At 52.0% G+C, this 17512-nt stretch carries 20 protein-coding genes, 1 pseudogene and 1 riboswitch; of the genes and pseudogenes, 9 read left to right on the top strand and 12 right to left on the bottom strand.

Annotation, left to right across the window (positions count from 1 at the left end; all coding sequences use genetic code 11):
- Window positions 1-35: 35 nt before the first annotated feature.
- Both CO251_RS09975 and CO251_RS09970 read left to right on the top strand, forming a co-directional pair.
- Window positions 36-704 (top strand): ABC transporter substrate-binding protein, encoded by a 669-nt coding sequence (locus CO251_RS09975; protein ID WP_103375669.1) that lies wholly within the window; start codon window positions 36-38, stop codon window positions 702-704.
- Window positions 701-1036 (top strand): hypothetical protein, encoded by a 336-nt coding sequence (locus tag CO251_RS09970; protein ID WP_103375668.1) that lies wholly within the window; start codon window positions 701-703, stop codon window positions 1034-1036. The genes CO251_RS09975 and CO251_RS09970 overlap by 4 nt, the downstream gene beginning before the upstream one ends.
- A 258-nt stretch (window positions 1037-1294) precedes the next feature.
- Here the strand turns inward: CO251_RS09970 and CO251_RS09965 are convergent, their stop codons facing one another.
- Entirely contained in the window at window positions 1295-2674 is a 1380-nt protein-coding gene (locus CO251_RS09965) for an HD-GYP domain-containing protein (RefSeq protein ID WP_103375667.1), read from the bottom strand.
- An 805-nt stretch (window positions 2675-3479) separates the two neighbouring features.
- Between CO251_RS09965 and CO251_RS09960 the strand changes: the two genes are divergently transcribed.
- The 3 genes and pseudogenes from CO251_RS09960 (at window position 3480) to CO251_RS18065 (ending at window position 4027) form a co-directional block, all read left to right on the top strand.
- On the top strand, window positions 3480-3737 hold the full coding sequence (locus CO251_RS09960) for a type II toxin-antitoxin system RelB/DinJ family antitoxin (protein ID WP_103375666.1): 258 nt from the start codon (window positions 3480-3482) through the stop codon (window positions 3735-3737).
- A pseudogene (locus CO251_RS18070) lies at window positions 3709-3843 on the top strand (hypothetical protein); the annotation flags it as partial. The gene CO251_RS09960 and the pseudogene CO251_RS18070, both read left to right, overlap by 29 nt.
- Window positions 3844-3904: 61 nt before the next feature.
- On the top strand, window positions 3905-4027 hold the full coding sequence (locus CO251_RS18065; protein WP_369825260.1) for a type II toxin-antitoxin system mRNA interferase toxin, RelE/StbE family: 123 nt from the start codon (window positions 3905-3907) through the stop codon (window positions 4025-4027).
- Between the two features lie 60 nt (window positions 4028-4087).
- On the opposite strand, the gene CO251_RS18060 is transcribed toward CO251_RS18065, so the two are convergent.
- Together CO251_RS18060 and CO251_RS17420 are read right to left on the bottom strand one after the other, a co-directional pair.
- Window positions 4088-4249, bottom strand: a complete 162-nt coding sequence (locus tag CO251_RS18060) for a DUF86 domain-containing protein (protein ID WP_103375665.1) — start codon at window positions 4247-4249, stop codon at window positions 4088-4090.
- A gap of 296 nt (window positions 4250-4545) precedes the next feature.
- Complete coding sequence (locus tag CO251_RS17420; protein WP_158246281.1) at window positions 4546-4707, bottom strand: hypothetical protein; 162 nt, start codon at window positions 4705-4707, stop codon at window positions 4546-4548.
- A 359-nt stretch (window positions 4708-5066) separates the two neighbouring features.
- Here CO251_RS17420 and CO251_RS09945 point away from each other — a divergent pair, with 359 nt between their 5' ends.
- Entirely contained in the window at window positions 5067-6323 is a 1257-nt protein-coding gene (locus CO251_RS09945) for an NRAMP family divalent metal transporter (protein ID WP_242968531.1), read from the top strand.
- Window positions 6324-6376: 53 nt separating this feature from the next.
- Here CO251_RS09945 and CO251_RS09940 read toward each other — a convergent pair whose 3' ends face one another.
- Complete coding sequence (locus tag CO251_RS09940) at window positions 6377-6784, bottom strand: hypothetical protein (RefSeq protein WP_103375663.1); 408 nt, start codon at window positions 6782-6784, stop codon at window positions 6377-6379.
- Between the two features lie 465 nt (window positions 6785-7249).
- A riboswitch (M-box (ykoK) riboswitch) is annotated at window positions 7250-7422 on the top strand.
- A gap of 221 nt (window positions 7423-7643) precedes the next feature.
- On the opposite strand from CO251_RS09940, the gene CO251_RS09935 reads away from it, so the two are divergent.
- Window positions 7644-8981, top strand: a complete 1338-nt coding sequence (locus tag CO251_RS09935; RefSeq protein ID WP_242968530.1) for an NRAMP family divalent metal transporter — start codon at window positions 7644-7646, stop codon at window positions 8979-8981.
- Window positions 8982-8998: 17 nt separating this feature from the next.
- Complete coding sequence (locus CO251_RS09930) at window positions 8999-9178, top strand: hypothetical protein (RefSeq protein ID WP_103375661.1); 180 nt, start codon at window positions 8999-9001, stop codon at window positions 9176-9178.
- Window positions 9179-9242: 64 nt separating this feature from the next.
- Here CO251_RS09930 and CO251_RS09925 read toward each other — a convergent pair whose 3' ends face one another.
- From CO251_RS09925 to CO251_RS09890, 8 genes are read right to left on the bottom strand one after another with little or no spacing between them, the layout of a single operon-like run.
- Window positions 9243-10022 (bottom strand): hypothetical protein, encoded by a 780-nt coding sequence (locus CO251_RS09925; protein ID WP_103375660.1) that lies wholly within the window; start codon window positions 10020-10022, stop codon window positions 9243-9245.
- An 18-nt stretch (window positions 10023-10040) separates the two neighbouring features.
- The gene (locus tag CO251_RS09920) at window positions 10041-11012 is read right to left on the bottom strand and encodes a GGDEF domain-containing protein (RefSeq protein WP_103375659.1); all 972 of its coding nucleotides are present in this window, start codon (window positions 11010-11012) and stop codon (window positions 10041-10043) included.
- 14 nt (window positions 11013-11026) lie between these two features.
- On the bottom strand, window positions 11027-11884 hold the full coding sequence (locus tag CO251_RS09915) for a patatin-like phospholipase family protein (RefSeq protein WP_103375658.1): 858 nt from the start codon (window positions 11882-11884) through the stop codon (window positions 11027-11029).
- 43 nt (window positions 11885-11927) lie between these two features.
- Window positions 11928-12260: a hypothetical protein gene (locus CO251_RS09910; RefSeq protein WP_103375657.1), complete on the bottom strand. Its 333-nt coding sequence runs from the start codon at window positions 12258-12260 to the stop codon at window positions 11928-11930.
- Between the two features lie 16 nt (window positions 12261-12276).
- On the bottom strand, window positions 12277-12951 hold the full coding sequence (nth, locus tag CO251_RS09905; RefSeq protein ID WP_103375656.1) for an endonuclease III: 675 nt from the start codon (window positions 12949-12951) through the stop codon (window positions 12277-12279).
- Complete coding sequence (locus CO251_RS09900; protein WP_242968528.1) at window positions 12905-13402, bottom strand: peroxiredoxin; 498 nt, start codon at window positions 13400-13402, stop codon at window positions 12905-12907. Before CO251_RS09900 ends, nth begins: the two co-directional genes overlap by 47 nt.
- A gap of 32 nt (window positions 13403-13434) precedes the next feature.
- Complete coding sequence (locus tag CO251_RS09895; RefSeq protein WP_242968527.1) at window positions 13435-14532, bottom strand: M24 family metallopeptidase; 1098 nt, start codon at window positions 14530-14532, stop codon at window positions 13435-13437.
- Window positions 14533-14592: 60 nt separating this feature from the next.
- Entirely contained in the window at window positions 14593-16782 is a 2190-nt protein-coding gene (locus CO251_RS09890) for a type IA DNA topoisomerase (RefSeq protein ID WP_158246280.1), read from the bottom strand.
- Between the two features lie 149 nt (window positions 16783-16931).
- On the opposite strand from CO251_RS09890, the gene CO251_RS09885 reads away from it, so the two are divergent.
- A complete protein-coding gene (locus CO251_RS09885; RefSeq protein WP_103375654.1) occupies window positions 16932-17471 on the top strand; it encodes a TetR/AcrR family transcriptional regulator in 540 nt (179 codons plus the stop codon).
- The last annotated feature ends 41 nt before the right edge of the window (window positions 17472-17512 follow it).

Here is a 17512-nt window from a genome sequence, read left to right as displayed (position 1 = left end):
GACCTATCATATCGCAATGTTAGTGAGACCACAACATGGGAAGAAGGGAGGGTTCTCTGACGCGGCTCCTCCCCGGCCTGAAGGCCGAGGTCTCCGCCGCGCGGTATTTTGATGAAACGTCATCGGCAAGTGAATTCTCAGCCTTAAAGACGGGGGCTTTGACTATTGGTTACCTTCCGCTTAGCTTGTGGAAATCCCGCCATACATTAACGCATGATCGCATAATATCCGGTTATGTCTGGGGAATGACGTACCTCCAGCCCAATGAGTCGCCCACCGCCCCCAATGGTACCGGCATGCTCTTTCATCAACTCTACATTCGTCAGGCTTTAGCGTATGGCATTAATCAACCGGCTATTATCGCCGCGTTTTATCATGGTCATGGCATTATCGGAGACGGCCCCATTCCCGAACAGCCCAAGACCCCTTATTACGATACCGCCCTAAACCAACCTATCTATTCTTATAATCCACAGCAAGGACGGTCGATTTTGTTAGCCCATGGTTGGAAAGACAACCACGGCATCATGATGAAAAACGGAAAGCCTTTGGCATTTACCTTAAACTACAACGCGGGCAGCCAAACCGTCACAGATATTGTCCAGCTACTCAAGACCGATTGGGCGAAAGAAGGGATTGAGGCGAACCTTGTCTCCACCCCATTTGATAGCCTCATTGCCCTCCCCCAAGCAAATGGTCCATGATTTGGCTGGGGCTTGGCAGTTGGATCTATAGCCCCGATTATTATCCGACCGGCGGCGCCTTGTTTAAAACCAATGCCGCCCTCAACGGCGAGGATTATAGCAATACCACGATGAATTCCCTCATTGATCAAACCTATGCGCCTTACACTAGCACATCTCAAGAACTCTCACGGCTCGATCAATATCAAATGTTTGCCTCCCGCCATATCCCAGTCATTTGGATGCCGTATTCCGCAACGAACTTCGTGGTCAGCAATCATCTGCATGGCTTCTCGCAGTCCTTAAATTGGGTATCAGGTCTGATCTACCCCAATTTATGGACGAATTCCTGAATATGGCCGGACGGCTGCCGTCGGTGGTGCTATGTACGTCACCATGATCTTGAATCTCGTGCAGAACCCCCTAGTCTTGTCATAAGCCAGGGGGTTCTCGTCTGCGAATAGATGCTTGGGGTCGTTAGGATGTCATGTCCTCAAAGGTTTGTGCAAGAGAATCCCGTACATAGCAAATCGCGCGGGATAAACCCGGACGGCCTCGATAAGAGCTCGACAACGGGCGTTGTCTCTACTATAGCGGCCCAAGGCGTTTTATTATCCAGACTCTGCGACAAATCTCTCGGGTTGCTGCGTTAGCCCCCACTCTAACGCTTCCATTGCTGGTCCAGACAATTTCTTGCCCGCGTCGGGCCGCATAATCCCGAGGACTTCGCCTGTATCAAGCTGACGGCGATAGGGCCTAGCATGCGCTAGAGCATCATACACGTCAGCGACCGCCACGATTTGACCCACTAAGGGGATGGTATCGCCATGCAGGGCCTGATAATAGCCGGTGCCATCAAGTCTTTCGTGATGCGATGCCGCAGCCGCCGCAATCGGCTGAAGCGCACGAATCGGCTCCAATATATGATAGGTTAATTCCGGGTGCTTCTGAATTTCTTGCCTTTCCTGCGCATCGAGTGCCCCGGGTTTATCCAAGATCAAGTTGCTTACGCCTAATTTACCTAAATCATGCAGAAATCCTGCCAGCAACGTTTCTTGTTGTACGCGTTCACTCTCACCCATTATCTCGGCTAACGATGCGGCAACCTGTGCGGTACGAATCGAATGCATTGCGGTCCATGAGGATTTCGTATCCACGATTTCTCCAAAGACGCGTGCAATGTGTAACAGCTCATCGAGCGAAGACATCGAGATCGCCGAAGGGTCCGGATCTAAATGCGCAATAGCCATGGGCTCTGTGATCTGGCCCAATTGGGCCCAAAATGTCTCGGCTTTCCCTATTGTCAAGAATAGATCGACTAATGCCGGATCAAACCACGTTCCTCGCCTATCGTGAACCACTTTCAGTGCGGCTTGGGCTCCAGAACGGTTCCAAAAAATTTCGATCGTTTGGGCTAGCAGCAAAATCCGGGCTAAAAGCGGAATTTCTTGGCCTTTAAGACCGCGCGGTTGCCCTGATCCGTCCCAATGTTCATCTAAATTCAATACCGCATCCGGCGCTATCGTGACCCAACCTAACTGCCGCACGACGTCCGCTCCCCTTGTGCACCGCATTTCAACCAATTCCCGTGCGCCTTGAGGGCCGCGCCTTCCCACGCTGATGAGCTGATTGAGACGTTGTGTCCATGGGGCACCCGGTTTGACTTGCGATATGGCATACCGCGTCGCCTGCCACAAGTTCGACCAATTTACCGACTTGAATGCATACTTCGCAGAACGGTCATCGGTGTCAAACCATTCGGCGACTTGCCGCGCATTGGCAGAACAGCCGGCGTCCTTTAATAATAGCGCGTAATATAATTCCGCTCGTTCTTTCTCCGATAACGTCAAATAGCGCCCAATTTCCATACCAATCCAGCATGTGCGCATGGCATGGCCCATAGGCTCGCCTTCTGTCAAGTCGAGCGCCCGAGATAAGGCGGCGACTAATTCTGCGGTAGGTATATGCAAGACCGGCTCGTGGTTGATCATTCCGTCACCTCATATTCACGCTAGCACATCACCCCCAAACTCCCTTCATCTTAAGAAATAATTTCCATCGTGAGATTTTCGAATGCCCTTAAATTCTCGTTGTGAAGCACATTATCCACATGGTGAACATAGAGTTTAGGTTGTGCCAGATTTTGTCTGAAAAAAACCGAATCCCATGGGGTCTGCCCTTTATATTCCTGCGGTCCCCAAAATTTGGACATTTGCCATCTCTTTTACGCGGATACGCATTGGGATATCATGTCAGCCTTACGGGATTGGGGGACAGGGGCGCTGTGACGCCCCTGTCCCCCAGTGCAAAAGGCTCGCTCTGCTATACTCTGACGAGCATCCATGTCGCTTGTCTTCCAGCGACTCGTTTTCGCATCGTCACCGCCGAGGAACAGGTTCAGTGCGTCGCGTGCCATCGTACGTTACCGGGCCAACCTCATTCGCCTCTAACCCAGCTCTTCGCCCGCCTGGTGCGGCACGCCGGATCTCGCCCAGCTCCCGCGGCGCTTGCGGGCGCATCTCACCGCTTACGGGCACTCCAGTACTTTGTGACTTATCCCGCGTAGATGTCCTGACCAGTTAGTTCGACCGCATAACGTGCTCCGTCAGCGGATTAGGATTCGCGGACTCACAGGCAACAGTCGTGCCGTCTGGCGGTTTGTGCTTGCCCATCGTTAGACCGTGTTAACGGGGGACGCGGCGCTGACCGCGCTTGAGGTCTTTAGACGGCATCCTTGATACCGTAGCTACAATGTAGCTATAATAGAGTATACACTTGGCAAAGCGAGGGATACTGATGAAAGCGAATACGATTGTGCGCGCACGCATACCCGCAGAAACCAAAGAAAAGGCTCTCGCGGTCTTAGAGAAAATGGGCTTGACTGCCTCGGACCTGATTCGTCTAACGTTTCTGCGCGTGGCTGAAGAAGAACGCCTCCCGTTTGCCGTCGCGGTGCCTAACCACACCACACGAGAAGCCATGGACGAAATTGAGAACGGCGGCGGTCATTCGTTTCAGAAGCTCGATGACCTGTTTCACCGATTTCCCCAGTAAACCGCAGATGTCTCTCAGCATTCGCGTCACTACGCGCTTTGAGCGGGATCTTAAAAAAATGGCACGCCGCCATAAAGAGTTAACCAAATTGAAAGCCGTCATTGCCTTGTTAGTGGCCGAAGAGCCGCTTCCTTCCCGTTATCGCGATCACGCCTTAACGGGGCGACCTGCACGGGTGGCGCGACGTCCATATCGAACCCGATTGGCTTTTAATCTATCGGATCAACCGCGCCATCTCAGAACTCATATTACTGCGCACCGGAACGCACGCCGATATTTTCGAGGAATGAGCCCGCCACCATACGGCCCAAGCTTAGCCGGGACCGGCTCTTCCGGGCGCCACATGATCGCTATCGCACACCGCGAGGTTTCTCATCGAACTCGGATATTTGGCATCGTGTTTTCAACATCGCAACAACAACGGCTTTAAGCGGTGGCAGGTCATGGATCACAACTTCCCAAACAATCTCTAAGTGGGGTCCCAGGTAGTGGTGAACTAAGCGGTCTCTCATTTGGGCAATCGCGGACTATGGAATATACGGTTAGGCACTAGCAAACGTAGCAGGCGCAACCAAAAAGACAGCGCCTATAACGGAACCCGCAACGATTAGGCGCTCTTTCAGACCCATGACTTCACCTCATTTATACTTTATTGCACCACGCATGTGCTGCAACCTGACCTTAGTCATGATCTGAATGACATACAGTATCCCATACACTCCCAAGTTTAGTATCAAAGAATTTCCTTGGAATTTTTCATCAGACATAAGTTCACAGGCGGATTCTAAATATTAGCCATGGAACCGTATTATCCTTGTGTTTCAGGGTCTTCTTCTTCGGTGTTCTCGAGTTCTTTATCCACGTCGCCTCGTTTTTCCATGGCTAGAGCATGGATAGCCGCTTGGGCAGACAGTCCTGTCGTCTCGCTTATCCATAACAAGCTCTTGGTCAGACGGTTTCGCTTATCCATCTCATCCACTCCTCGCATGCAATGTGGCTTTATGTTGCCCAAATGCCGCTGATTTATGACAAAAGTCGGAAAGCTCCACCTCTTTTTCCTTTCGTTGTATGGTATGCACAAGAATTAGGACGTTTTACGTGAGAATGCATTTTGTAATAAGATTTGGTATTAATCGCACCAACGGATTCGGGCCACTCAATTCTGGTTTAGATAAATCGGTCGTTTTTGTCCGTTGACATGATATAGTGAGAGACATCGGGTTATCCGGTTCGGTTAGAAAGAATGATTGTATCTTTTAAGCCGCTATGATAATGATTAACATTATCAATTTCAGTGCATTCTATGAATTATTGCTAGGAGTGTCCGACATGAATCATCAGGCCAAATCGCTTGACGCCACAAGGCCAGACCCTTGGCGCTCGCGCCTTCTTAGGTATTCCGCACTCTTTGGCCCCGGCATTATGGTGATGTTGGCGGATACCGATGTGGGAAGTGTTGTCACAGCTGCGCAATCTGGCGTGGAGTGGCGATATCAAATGATTTTGCCTCAATTGATTCTCATTCCCATGCTGTTTGTGATTCAAGAAATGACCGTGCGATTAGGCATTTTTACAGGCAAGGGACATGGCGAACTCATTCGCGAACGGTTTGGACGCGGATGGGCGTGGTTGTCGGTCTCCACGCTGTTCTTATCCGTGGTGGGCGCTTTAATTACGGAATTTGCTGGCATAGCAGGGGTGGGCTCTCTAATTGGGTTGCCGCCATGGATCAGTGTCAGTATTGCCACTTTGGCACTCATCGCCATTGGCGTTTCCGGACGGTATCAACGCGTCGAATGGATTGGAATTGCACTTGGCAGTTTAGAACTCGCCTTCTTTGTAACCGCTATCATGGCTCATCCAGCGCTCCCTCAGGTCGCTCGCGGGTTGGTAACCATGCCCGTAAGTAATCCGCGTTACGTGTTCTTATTGGCCGCCAACGTTGGCGCGGTCATTATGCCTTGGATGATCTTCTATCAGCAAGGCGCTATTATTGACAAACGGTGGGACCAATCCCATGTCAAGGCCGCACGGTGGGATACTGGCATCGGCTCTATTATCACGCAGCTTTTAATGATTGCCGTCGTGCTCACCACGGCGGCAACGCTTGGGCACGAAAATCTTGGATCATTACAATCCATTGTGCAAATTGCCAACGCCCTGACTAGCGTTATGGGCACGACAGCTGGACGACTCATATTCGGAGCGGGCATCTTAGGTGCGGGTTTTGTCGCGGCTCTCGTGGCTTCGATTGCAGGCTCATGGGGGATCGGAGAAGCCTTTGGTATCAAGCATAGTCTCAACCACAAGTTTCGAGAAGCGCCTGCCTTTTACCTCATCTATACTTTAGCGCACGTCTTAGGCGCAATTATGGTCATTGCCAGCATCGATTTAGTTCAACTCACCATCGATGTGGAGGTCATGAACGCGATGCTTCTTCCTGTTGTCTTAGGCTTTTTGCTCCTTCTTGAGGCTCGCGTGCTTCCCCCAGCCCACCGCATGCATGGCGGCTACCGGTTAATGGTTTGGACACTGTCCGGCATTGTCATGGCGTTTGGTCTCTATATGATTGCGGCTTTCTTATAAAAGAGCGGGGGGACCGCTCATCTGGCAGTCCTCCCGCATTTCGATTCCGTATCTTACGAAGCCACCGGAATAAATTCCACTTGCTGATGCTGTATGTGCCCATTTACAACACCGTCGTTGCGCTGTCCACTTTCACCCACACGCCGCACTGACATAGTGGCGTTACCCTGTGACGGAAACACGCCCAACGTGGCCCAATGGGCTGCACCGGTTTCTGGCACACTTACCGTTTTGAATTTGTTGGCGTCATAGAGCACAACATACTGAGCCGTGCCGTTTCCGCTGGGTACCCAGACATTGATTTTATATTGGGCCGCTCCTCCCAATTCGGGATTTAAGTAGGCCTGCCCATAACGCCGTGATAAGCGCGCAACATGCACCGCCGATGTCGCATAGAACGAACCCACAATCACCACTAATGCGCCAATCACCCACAAAACTCCCTTGGTCGCTGTAGACATAGCCACCCTTCTTTCTTTGTAGATTAGTCGGCCTCCCAACTTGAAGTAACGCCCATATGTTATGGACCACTAGTCACTCCGCCGGACCGATATTGCAACACGTACGGAGTCTAAACTCGATACCTATGGGGACTAGGTCTAAATAACCTTCCCCTATTTAATTATAGTCAGCAATTTTTGCGCTGTCCCGGATCTTTTGGCAGATTTCTAATCAATTTCTAATAATGTCTTGGTAAATCACCGAAAGCCGTCCCCGCTTTTTTCGATTTCTATAGGTTACAAAGTCGTGTTAATTTCGTTGACAGGATCATTCAATGGAGAAATAAACCCGAAATTCCCCGTATGGGACAACAAAGGACTATTTAGACGGTATTTTGGACGAATATCCGATTTTTTCTCCCCATATCATACTTGGCCATTGACACACGCCCGCTTAGGCGCATATAGTGAGGGTAGAAAGTCAATTGATATCCTCGTTAGGCGAGGCGTCTGCATCAACATAGGCCACTGCTCCGACCCGTCTAAAGACGCTAAGGAGTAGACCAGAAGTTGCCGGATTAAGGCTTCTTCCAATGTGGCTGAACTCTCACGGGAGTTCTCACGTGATGCAGTGCCAAAGCTCCACCAGGGGGATTGCGTTTTTCGCGCGCTATCCTCTTGTGCAGACAAAGAGGATATTTTTATGGAGAATCTCCACTATAAGGAGGGAACGCGGGTGAATACAGACCCTGGAGGCCATAGAAGTCAAACCGTCTCAATTAATTCAGTGAACACGCTGTGCTCTCCCGAGTGCTCTCGTCTCCTACGTAATTTATTGCGTGCGTGACCTGCCTCGGGACAGCCGAGGGAGGGATAGATCGTGAAAAAGACAATTTCTGCAGTAACCCCGTTGGACGACACCCAGATCCGGGCAGAGGACCAGGCGCGTGTCGCCGCTTTGCGCGAATCCCGCGGCTGGCGCAAGCGGTTAATGTTGTTGCTCACGTTGATTGGTCCAGGGATTCTCGTTATGATTGCTGACAATGATGCAGGCGGTGTCATTACGTATGCACAAACGGGAGCAACCTACGGGATTGGGTTTTTTATTCCGGCTTTAATTATTGGCGGATTCATTGCCTACGTTGTGCAAGAAATGACTGTGCGTCTTGGCGCGGTCACACACCGGGGCCACGCGGAAATGATTTGGGGGCGTTACGGCGCATTTTGGGGCTGGTTCTCGCTCATTGATTTGGTAGTAGCCAACGTCCTGACACTGGTCACGGAATTTATAGGTATTACTATTGGCATGTCAGTCTTTGGCGTCCCGCCCATTTGGAGCGCGCTAGGTGGATTAGTGCTGGATGCGGTCATCCTCTTGGTCCTCCGGTACCGGACATGGGAGCGGGTCTCATTGTGGATTGCCGCCGGCAATCTCATCTTTGTGCCTCTCGCGTTAATGGCTCATCCGCATTGGAGTGCGGTCGCCAACGCATTTGCGCACTGGCAGGTTCCAGGAGGTTTTACAGCCGCTTTCTTATTTGTCGTGTTGGCGAACTTTGGTACCACCATCGCCCCTTGGATGCTATTTTTCCAACAGTCTTCGGTCGTCGACAAAGGGTTAACGGTCGAAGATGTCCGCCATGGACAAATCGACACCGCATTAGGCACTTTAGCGATGGTTTTAGTGGCGTTAGCCATCGTCATTCTGACAGGGACGGTAGCGTTTGGGCGGCCAGGGGCTTCGAATTATGACATTCAACAAATCATTCAGGTGATTGGCCAACGCGTTGGGCCTGTCGGACAAAGCCTGTTCGCCTTGGGTTTGGTAGAAGCTGGCACGATTGCCACTATTGCGCTGACGGCCAGCACCTCATGGGCCATGGGCGAAGCATTCAACTGGCCCAAGAGCATTAACCTGCCGTTCCAAAAAGCATGGCGGTTTTACATCCCGGGACTTTTGAGTGCGGTGTTGGCAGCCGCTGTAGTCTTGATTCCTAACACGCCTTTGGGCTTTTTGAACTTAACAGTGCAAGTCATTGCATCCATCTTCATGCCGGCTGCCATGCTCTTCTTACTGTTGCTCTTAAATGACCCGGGCATTATGGGAGAACACGTCAACCGCAAGTGGCAAAACATTTCGGCCTTTACCATTGTCGGATTGCTGGTTGTGCTGAATGGCATTTATGGATTGTCCGTCGTATTCCCGAAGTGGTTTTGAAAGGAGGCGCGATCGATATGAAGACCCCACAAAAGAATTTGCAAGTGCTCTCCGTCCCTGAGGATAGCCATACCCCGGTAAAACTGACGAAAGTTGTTCCCAAGGGTTGGATTCAGGTCGCGTTTTGGGCCTTACGCATCTATATTCTTGTCATGGTCGTCCTTGTCGCCATTGGCTTCAGCCGCGGCATCCATTGACAGTCCTGTGATATCCCTCCCAACACTAAGGTCCTGGCACTTCTGCCAGGACCTTAGCGTTAGCTTACAACTTTGGGCTCAGACCATGGGCCTTTGCAATATCTTGTGCTACAGGCACATCGATTTTTTCCGCTGCCGCATGAGCCAAAAACCGTTCCAGTCGCCTTTTGGCACTGCGTCCTCCGGCTTGATGTGCTGGATCCGCCTTGAGCGCGGCAATCACTTCATCCATCACGCGATCTCCATCAAATCGTTGCTGCATTACGGCTTCTTGCATCGCAAGTGCTTCATGGGACAAGGACCGAACCAAGGCAAAATGGTTTTTAACTAATTCGCCGGTAGTGCCTCCGACCCGCAAGCTGGCGATATTGGTCGCCCAAATATAGACATTTTTGATAACCACTTGTTCCATCGCCTCATGAAAACTGTCGGCTTGCTGGCAGGCGAGTCCCAACCGGTCCATGGCTTCTTGGATCGCTGCTTGCTGCGGCCCGAAGACCACAGAAGGGCGCAACACGCTTATCAGTTTGCCAAGTTTCCGCTCGAACCACACTACAAAAAGCGTCGGGTTCAAAATCCCCACGGGCTCCCATTGACTGGGTAACAATTCATTTTGCAACAACACTACCGACGACGCTTTTTTTATCGGTTCCGGAAGACGTTCGAGCGCTGGTGCCAAATCGTCTTCTCCCGTGGCAATAATAAAGGGCCGCAGTGCGTCATCGGTGGGATACCTTTGTCCGCGTAGTACAGGGGTGACCGTATATCCGGCCATTAAAAGGCCTTCTCCTAATGTTCTGCCTATTTGGCCCATTCCCACAATCACCGCGTGTGCTCGCTCCATTACTCGCCATCCTTTCGGTTAATGTCTCTTCTTATCTTCATATAATCGTTGATCTGCTACATCATAAATCGTATCCAAATCGTTGCCGTCAACGCCCCAAACGGCCCACCCCGCACTAACGGTAACCCGTTCGACACGGGCAGCGACTAATTCTTGCAAGCGGGCGATGACCGTGGAAGCTTGGGCCTGTGCGGTATTGACTAACACCACGAACTCATCGCCGCCCCAGCGTCCACAAATATCTTGAGGCCTTAACCCAGCACACAGAGCCTTCGCCACATCTGCTAATACACGGTCCCCTTCTGGATGTCCATATGCGTCATTAATGTATTTGAACCGGTTAATATCAAAAATGCCAAAAATCCAAGCAGTCCCTAGGGTCTGAGCTCCTTGTTGCGTTACTAGCGCCATTTGGCGTTCAATACCGCGGCGGTTATAAATACCCGTCAACTCATCGCGCCACCCGGCCTCTTCGGCGGTGCGCCGAAAGCGCAACAACTCCATCACTAAAGAGACTTGCCCTGCCACCATTCCCATCAGTTCGGCATCATCCGCTACTGGGACAGAGCGGCGTAATACCATGAGTCCTACCGGCTTTGTACCTAACGTGAGACGCCATGCGCCGCCGACTTTGATCCCCCATGATTGCCACTGTTGGCGAATAAGTTCGGGCGCGTCCGCCGTACGAATCCAACAGCCTGTCCTGTCTTCGAACCCCTCGACCGCTGCCACACCTTGCCGGTCTTCCTCGGCGGGATATCCGCCTTGGTGGGCAACCATTACTCCCCAGGGCGCGTAAAGGCGGCACGCCTCATCTTCGATTCGTTCCCAAAGCCCCGTCTTTTTATAGATAAAATACCCACTGTCTACCAAAAACGCTCGTTGCAACGCTTCACTCGCCCGCGTAAACAATTCCAAGCCACGACTCACCGACGCCCATTGGCGCGACTCTTGAATCAAAACCATCAATGACGAGGGAGTGTCAGGCATTGACTGCACCTCCTTTACCGATAGTCTCGAACAAGAATCTCTTTAAGCGCCATAGTTTGTTCGTAGCCGCGGCGAATGATTTGCGGAATCCGAGCCATATCGGCGCGGTGGTCCATCTCCAATCGCACCATCACATACGGCATCGTCACCGTGTTTTTCTTCAGAACGGTCATATGATGAATGGTGACGGCAAGACTTTCCGTCAAAACTTGCAACAAATGCGGACGGGGCGTTGGCACTTGCCAACGGACGGGTTCATCAATCCACAATCCCATGGCACTCGTCGCGCCCGCAGCTTGTGCCACATCGAGTGGGAAATCATCTGTCATTCCCCCGTCTACCAATATCATATCAGCCACTCGCTCAGCAGGGAAGAATCCAGGAATCGCCGAAGAAGCCCGAGCCGCAGGAAAGATTTCTTGGTGCGTCCCATCCACCCACAAAACATGCGGCAAGCGATAAAAGGTTTGGGGAATATAGGATCCAAACACTACGCTCATGCGATGCGTCAGCGACGTCGTCACCATAAATAGGGGAAGGCGGGTATCCGCAAATGTTTGCGAGCCAAAATATTTATATAATTTACTCCAAAAAGGCTCCGGATCTAAGATGGACTCGGCCAGGGTATGCCGCGTGAGCAATTCCCGGCCCATCCGTCGCCAGTTCCATACCATATCTCGGCGCCTTACCGAGAGTCCAATGTCTTTCAGTTCGGTTGGAGAAATGCCCAGCGCATACAACGCCCCAATCAATGCCCCTGAGGACGTGCCTACCACAATATCTGGGGCCATTCCCAGTTCTTCTAATGCTTCCAAGATACCTATGGCAGCAACGCCTAAAATGCCTCCGCCCCCTAGGACCACTGCCCGCATGGCCCCATTCCTCCTTTATGCTGTGTCTGCACACGACCATATGTCAGCGGTTGGTCACGATCCACGGCCCTAGTTTCTGACTCAGCGCCGAGTTGGCCCACAGCGTCTCAATTCCCTGGGCACGGGCCGCTTGAAATTGTTCGCGCGCGACATGAGGACCAAATCCTGCAATGTGTTGCACCGCTTCTAAGCACGGCGAGAGCCTCTGGTCCCATATCGATAAGTCAAGCAACACTAAAGGTGGTGGGGATGCTTGAGCCACGGCTTGGCACAACGTATCGGGTGTCGAGAACGTTTGGACACGCTCTCCGACGCTGCTTGCCGCGCGCATGACAACATCCGCAAAAAATAAATCAGAGACTAACGCATAGAGCACCTCAGCACGCCCTCCCTCACGCCTTATTTACGCCGCGTTGCTCACAAAACGGCGCGACCGGACACCTTGCACACTGCGGATTGCGCGCCATGCACACCTGTCTCCCATGCAAAATCAGCCAGTGATGCGCCTGACTCCATACCGATTGTGGCAATAGACGCATTAAATCTTCTTCGGTCCCCAACACATCTTTAGCATCAGACCACCCTAAGCGGTGCGACAAGCGAAAGACATGGGTATCCACGGCAATGGCATCTACACCAAAGGCGTTTGACAATACCACATTGGCCGTCTTCCGGCCCACCCCTGGCAACGTCATGAGAGTCTCGCGATCTTCCGGAACGTGTTGATCAAACTGCGTCGCAATAATTTCCGCCGTCGCCCGCAGATTGCGGGCTTTGCTATGATACAGCCCACAATCTTTTATCAATGCTTCAATCTCCTCCACCGAGGCCTGCGCTAGCTCCGCAGGACCCGGATAACGGGCAAAAATACGCGGCGTAATCATATTTACCCGGCGATCTGTGCATTGGGCGGATAACATCGTGGCCACTAACAATTGCCATGGGCCGTCATGGACCAACTCCGTTACCGGATTCGGATACAACGATGCAAGGACGGTCAGTACGTCCTGGACCACGGCGTTAGTCACCTGCCAACTGGTCGACGAGCGCCTTGACTTGTTCGACATGTCCTGGCACCTTGACCTTGCGAAACACGTACCGGATAATCCCCTGTGCATCGATGATAAAGGTCGAACGTTCAATGCCCCAGGACACTTTGCCGTAAAGATTCTTTTGTTTATACACGCCATAAGCCTTCGCCGTTTCGGCGTCAGGGTCAGACAACAAGTTAAAGGGCAATTGATATTTGGCGGTAAATTTTTCGTGACTCGCCAAGGAATCGGTGCTGATCCCGAGCACAATGCCGTCGACTTGCGAAAAGTCCGCAATAGCATCGCGGAAATCACAGGCCTCTGTTGTACACCCTGGTGTATTATCCCGGGGATAGAAATACAGCACCACAATGTGGCCTTTCAGGTCAGCTAAGTGAACCGTTCCATTGGTCCCTTCGCGCGTGAAATCTGGCGCCACCTGCCCTACCATGCTATCTTGCGTTCCCATTTCCGCTTTGACTGTCATCGTTATCCTCCACTCCGTCACCGTTTAGGTCTTTAATCTAAGGGCACGTGATAGATGTCACGTGGGATTTTCGATAGAATTTCAGCCTGCTGATGTCTAACTACGACGACTTCTTCGAGCCTCACGCCAAAACGCCTGGGAAGATAGATTCCTGGCTCAATAGAAAATGCTGCCCCGAGCGGAAGCGGAAGCGGATTCCCTTCCATAATGGAAGGCGGTTCATGAACAGACAACCCAATCCCATGCCCTGTTCGGTGTACAAAGTATGTTCCGTATCCCGCTTCCTCAATCACTCGGCGTGCGGCATGATCAATCTGCTGTGCTTCTTGTCCTACGGCCACTTGGTCAAATGCGGCTTCGACCGCCCGATTCACAATCCGGTGTACATGCGCGAATTCGTCCGGAATCGCTCCTACATAAGCCATCCGCGTCATATCCGATGCATAGCCATCTTTATAGCAACCAATATCCAATAGGACGGGACCTTCAGCAATGACGGTTTGATCCGATGTATGGTGCGGCATGGCGCTGTGGGAACCCGCGGCAACAATGATGAAGGCTTCTCGGTCGGCTCCATTTTCCATAAACGCCCGGCGGATAATATCTTGCAGCTCCATTTCCGTCATACCTGGCCGAATGCTTTCCAACCCTTTTCGCATAGCCCGGTCATTAATCGCCTGACAGGCCATAAGTTTCTCTACTTCATCAGGATCCTTAGACATCCGCCATGGTGCCATCAGAGACGAGGCGACAGTGAGCCCATCATGCACATTAATAGCAGCCTTTAGCCGTTCCACGTGATCAAAACGAGCATCGTCCGAAACGTATAAGGTCTGGCAATCTGCCGCCATGGGACCAAAGATTTTTTGCATCACCGCATGGGGCCCGTCTTGATCGGAAAATGCCACAATGTCAACCATGCCGTTTAGATGCTCGTGAGCTTCTTGAGCATTGACGGAAGCAATAACCAAGACGACCCGGTCATGTGAAACCCCCAAGAATGTCACCCGCTCATCGGCCAAAGGTGACCATGAGAGCAGATAGCGGAAATCATCACCAGGAGCTAAAAACATTGCCGCATGCTCTTTGCCAAGGCGCTCACGCGCTTTGGCTAGTCGCTCGATACCCATTTCATCGCCTACCTCTCAACTACGTGCTCATGTTATCGTATCATACCAAAACGCGGCCTCCTACCGCTTTGTCCCCGCCTTTTTAGTGACCGTAGACGGTGCCTTTCTTTTCCGTGGGACCTTCTTGGCTGTAGCGGATTCTTGATCGAAATCGAATCGCACCGTTCCATTTTCCAACACAAGCGCCGCTTGAAAGGACTTGCCCGCCTTCGACTTGAACCCCCGGATAGTTCCTGTCCGGCCCTTCGTCAATAACGTTTGCACTTGCCGGGGCGTCAGAGTTTTGCTGGCAATGGTGGTCCATAAAATAAAGGCACACTGAGTATCCTTTTGCTTGGTGCACCGGTACCCTTTAGAAAATTTTTGCAGAGGCGAGGCGCACAAAGGACACGGATAGAGAGCCTCTTCGTCTAGTACTGCAAACTCGTTGACGGGAGCAGACCGCGCCTGCTCGACGACATCCCGGGTAAACCCATGGATGGCTTGGCGAAACTCTTGAACGGCTGCCCGTCCTTCTTCCACCGCTCTCAAGCCATCCTCCCATTGCGCCGTTAAGGTGACTTGTGTGAGCAAATCCGGCACTAATGTCACAAGGGTTTTACCTTTATCCGTGGGCACCAATTGCTTCTTTTCCCGTTTCACGTACCCCACCGTAATTAGTCGCTCGATAATCGCAGCGCGCGTAGCCGCAGTACCTAATCCTGCTGTTTTCATAGCGTCTTTTAAGGCGGGATCATCGATTTTTTTACCAGCTCGCTCCATCGCCCCTAATAACGCCGCTTCCGTATAGCGCACGGGAGGTTTTGTCACGCCTTCATGCACGTCATATTGGACAATGGTCACCCGTTCGCCTTCGTGCAACGACGGCAACTGATCGGTAGACTCTTTTTTATTAGGATCTTGCGCCGGAGGAAAGAGCACTTGAAAGCCTTCTTCCTGCCTTTGCCGCTGCGTCGAGCGAAACATGTCCCCGCGCTCAACATCTTCAGATAGCACGGTATACACCGAAAAGAGAGCGGGCGGAAAGAACGCGGCTAAAAAGTGGCGGGCAATCAATCGGTACAAGGATTCTTCCGAACTCCCCAAACGGCCCGCAGGAACCTTGGTAGTGACAATCATGGCATGATGGTCTGTAACCTTGGCATCGTCCACATATCGTTTGCCGTAGTGGCGAAATTGCTCAAGATTCTGCAACGCCTGCTGAGCCTGGGGCGCAAGGTCTGTGGCCTCCAAGGCTTTTAGTCTGGATCCCAGACTGCCCGCCAAGCTTTTGGTCAGATGGCGGCTTTCGGTCCGCGGATAGCTAATATAGCCTTTCTCATAAAGCCCTTGCAGCGCGGCCAACGTTTTCGCCGCCGTGAGTCCCCATAGACGGTTGGCCTCCCGCTGAATATCCGACAAATTGGGCAACAGGGGCGGCAATTCCCGCTCTGTGGACTTCTGAGCTTGCCGAACTACCGCCTGCCGCGGCAAAGGATATTGGTGTTGAGCCACCTCTTCACGGGTCTGAAAACGGTCTTGGGCCACCTCTCCCTGATCATTGAGCAAGACCCACATTCCCCGGTATTGAGCCTGTTTTGTCGTCTCAAACGTCGCATGCAGCTGATAAAACGTTTGCGGCGTAAAATTTTCAATTTCTTTCTCCCGGGCGACAAGCAGGGCTAAGGTCGGGGTTTGAACCCGTCCCACACTGAGGCGTTGTTTGTGGCGCACCGAAAACACCCGAGAAGCGTTAATGCCTACGAGCCAGTCCGCTTCTTGACGCAAAAATGCCGCAGCCGCAAGATTGTCGTAATGGGCTTGCGGCAACATCGCCGCATACGCCCTCTTTATGGCTTCAGGGGTTGTCTCAGACAGCCATAGACGCTGAACTGGTTTGCGCAATCCGGCAAAACGGCTGATTTCCCGAAAAATCAGCTCTCCTTCACGCCCTGCGTCACAAGCATTCACGACCACATCAATATCCGCCCGCTTCATCAATGCCGCCACCGCTTTCAAATGGCCCGTGGTGGCCTTAAGCGCCCGGTATTTCATTTCGGCGGGGATAATGGGCAAATCTTCGAGACGCCACACCCGGTAGCGTGGGTCATACCCTTCGGCATCTTCGAGCGACAACAAATGTCCCAAAGCCCAGGTAAATACCATGTCCTCGGCTTCGAGCCTATCAGGACTTTTACGCGTCCCGGGACGCAATACGTGGGCTAAATCCCGAGCAACGGACGGTTTTTCCGCAATGACTAGTGTTTTCATGAGGGCCTCCATTACCCGCTAAAAATCTTCCACACCTATACTAGCGTGCCATCAGGAAATCGCATAGCCTTAGCCGAACCCTTGCTCAATGCCTCCTGTCACGGTATGGTAAGGACAATTCCTTTCGGTAAAGGAGCCTAGCGAAATCAATGGCAAAATCAAATGCCCGGGACAGCATCTTGCATGCCGCCTTGCAAGAGTTTTCCGAACAAGGCTACGACCGCGCCACGGTCGACAGCATTGCCCAACGCTCACATGTAGCGAAGGGGTCCGTCTATTACCATTTCGCATCCAAAGAGGCGATTTGGGTGGCTTTAGTCCAATCACGCGCGGGACGCTTGGAAGCTTTGACCAAAGAGGTGCTGGCTCACGAGGGTGCATCGCTATCTGACCTTTTGCGACAATGGATTGATTTTTTTTGGGAGGAGCAAGAATTTCTCAGCCTTTTTCTTAGTGAAGCATGGCGCGACCGCTCGCGCGAACAACTCGTGGGACAATTTTTAAACCGACTCTTAGAACCTGTAGCCACCTACTTGCATCCCCATATCCCCGCCACAAACCGAGAATGGCTGGCTTATGCTCTCTTTGGTGCCATTGCCGTGCCCACCTTGCATGCCCTAAAAAGCGGACATGCCGACAAAAACAGTTTATATGCCATTATTCCCGTGATTCTCGGACGATTCACCTAAATCTACGTTCTGTCCTTACGATGACAACCCTCGACAAAATC

The organism is Sulfobacillus sp. hq2 (assembly GCF_002903155.1).
GTDB classification, from domain to species: Bacteria; Bacillota; Sulfobacillia; order Sulfobacillales; family Sulfobacillaceae; genus Sulfobacillus; species Sulfobacillus thermotolerans.
This window is presented reverse-complemented; position numbering and strand designations above follow the sequence as displayed.

Coding starts and splice junctions, on each gene's coding strand:
- CO251_RS09975 (WP_103375669.1), top strand. CDS start 36: ATGGGAAGAAGGGAGGGTTCTCTGACGCGGCTCCTCCCCGGCCTGAAG.
- CO251_RS09970 (WP_103375668.1), top strand. CDS start 701: ATGATTTGGCTGGGGCTTGGCAGTTGGATCTATAGCCCCGATTATTAT.
- CO251_RS09965 (WP_103375667.1), bottom strand. CDS start 2,674: ATGATCAACCACGAGCCGGTCTTGCATATACCTACCGCAGAATTAGTC.
- CO251_RS09960 (WP_103375666.1), top strand. CDS start 3,480: ATGAAAGCGAATACGATTGTGCGCGCACGCATACCCGCAGAAACCAAA.
- CO251_RS18060 (WP_103375665.1), bottom strand. CDS start 4,249: ATGAGAGACCGCTTAGTTCACCACTACCTGGGACCCCACTTAGAGATT.
- CO251_RS17420 (WP_158246281.1), bottom strand. CDS start 4,707: ATGGATAAGCGAAACCGTCTGACCAAGAGCTTGTTATGGATAAGCGAG.
- CO251_RS09945 (WP_242968531.1), top strand. CDS start 5,067: ATGAATCATCAGGCCAAATCGCTTGACGCCACAAGGCCAGACCCTTGG.
- CO251_RS09940 (WP_103375663.1), bottom strand. CDS start 6,784: ATGTCTACAGCGACCAAGGGAGTTTTGTGGGTGATTGGCGCATTAGTG.
- CO251_RS09930 (WP_103375661.1), top strand. CDS start 8,999: ATGAAGACCCCACAAAAGAATTTGCAAGTGCTCTCCGTCCCTGAGGAT.
- CO251_RS09925 (WP_103375660.1), bottom strand. CDS start 10,022: ATGGAGCGAGCACACGCGGTGATTGTGGGAATGGGCCAAATAGGCAGA.
- CO251_RS09920 (WP_103375659.1), bottom strand. CDS start 11,012: ATGCCTGACACTCCCTCGTCATTGATGGTTTTGATTCAAGAGTCGCGC.
- CO251_RS09915 (WP_103375658.1), bottom strand. CDS start 11,884: ATGCGGGCAGTGGTCCTAGGGGGCGGAGGCATTTTAGGCGTTGCTGCC.
- nth (WP_103375656.1), bottom strand. CDS start 12,951: ATGTCGAACAAGTCAAGGCGCTCGTCGACCAGTTGGCAGGTGACTAAC.
- CO251_RS09900 (WP_242968528.1), bottom strand. CDS start 13,402: ATGACAGTCAAAGCGGAAATGGGAACGCAAGATAGCATGGTAGGGCAG.
- CO251_RS09895 (WP_242968527.1), bottom strand. CDS start 14,532: ATGGGTATCGAGCGACTAGCCAAAGCGCGTGAGCGCCTTGGCAAAGAG.
- CO251_RS09890 (WP_158246280.1), bottom strand. CDS start 16,782: ATGAAAACACTAGTCATTGCGGAAAAACCGTCCGTTGCTCGGGATTTA.
- CO251_RS09885 (WP_103375654.1), top strand. CDS start 16,932: ATGGCAAAATCAAATGCCCGGGACAGCATCTTGCATGCCGCCTTGCAA.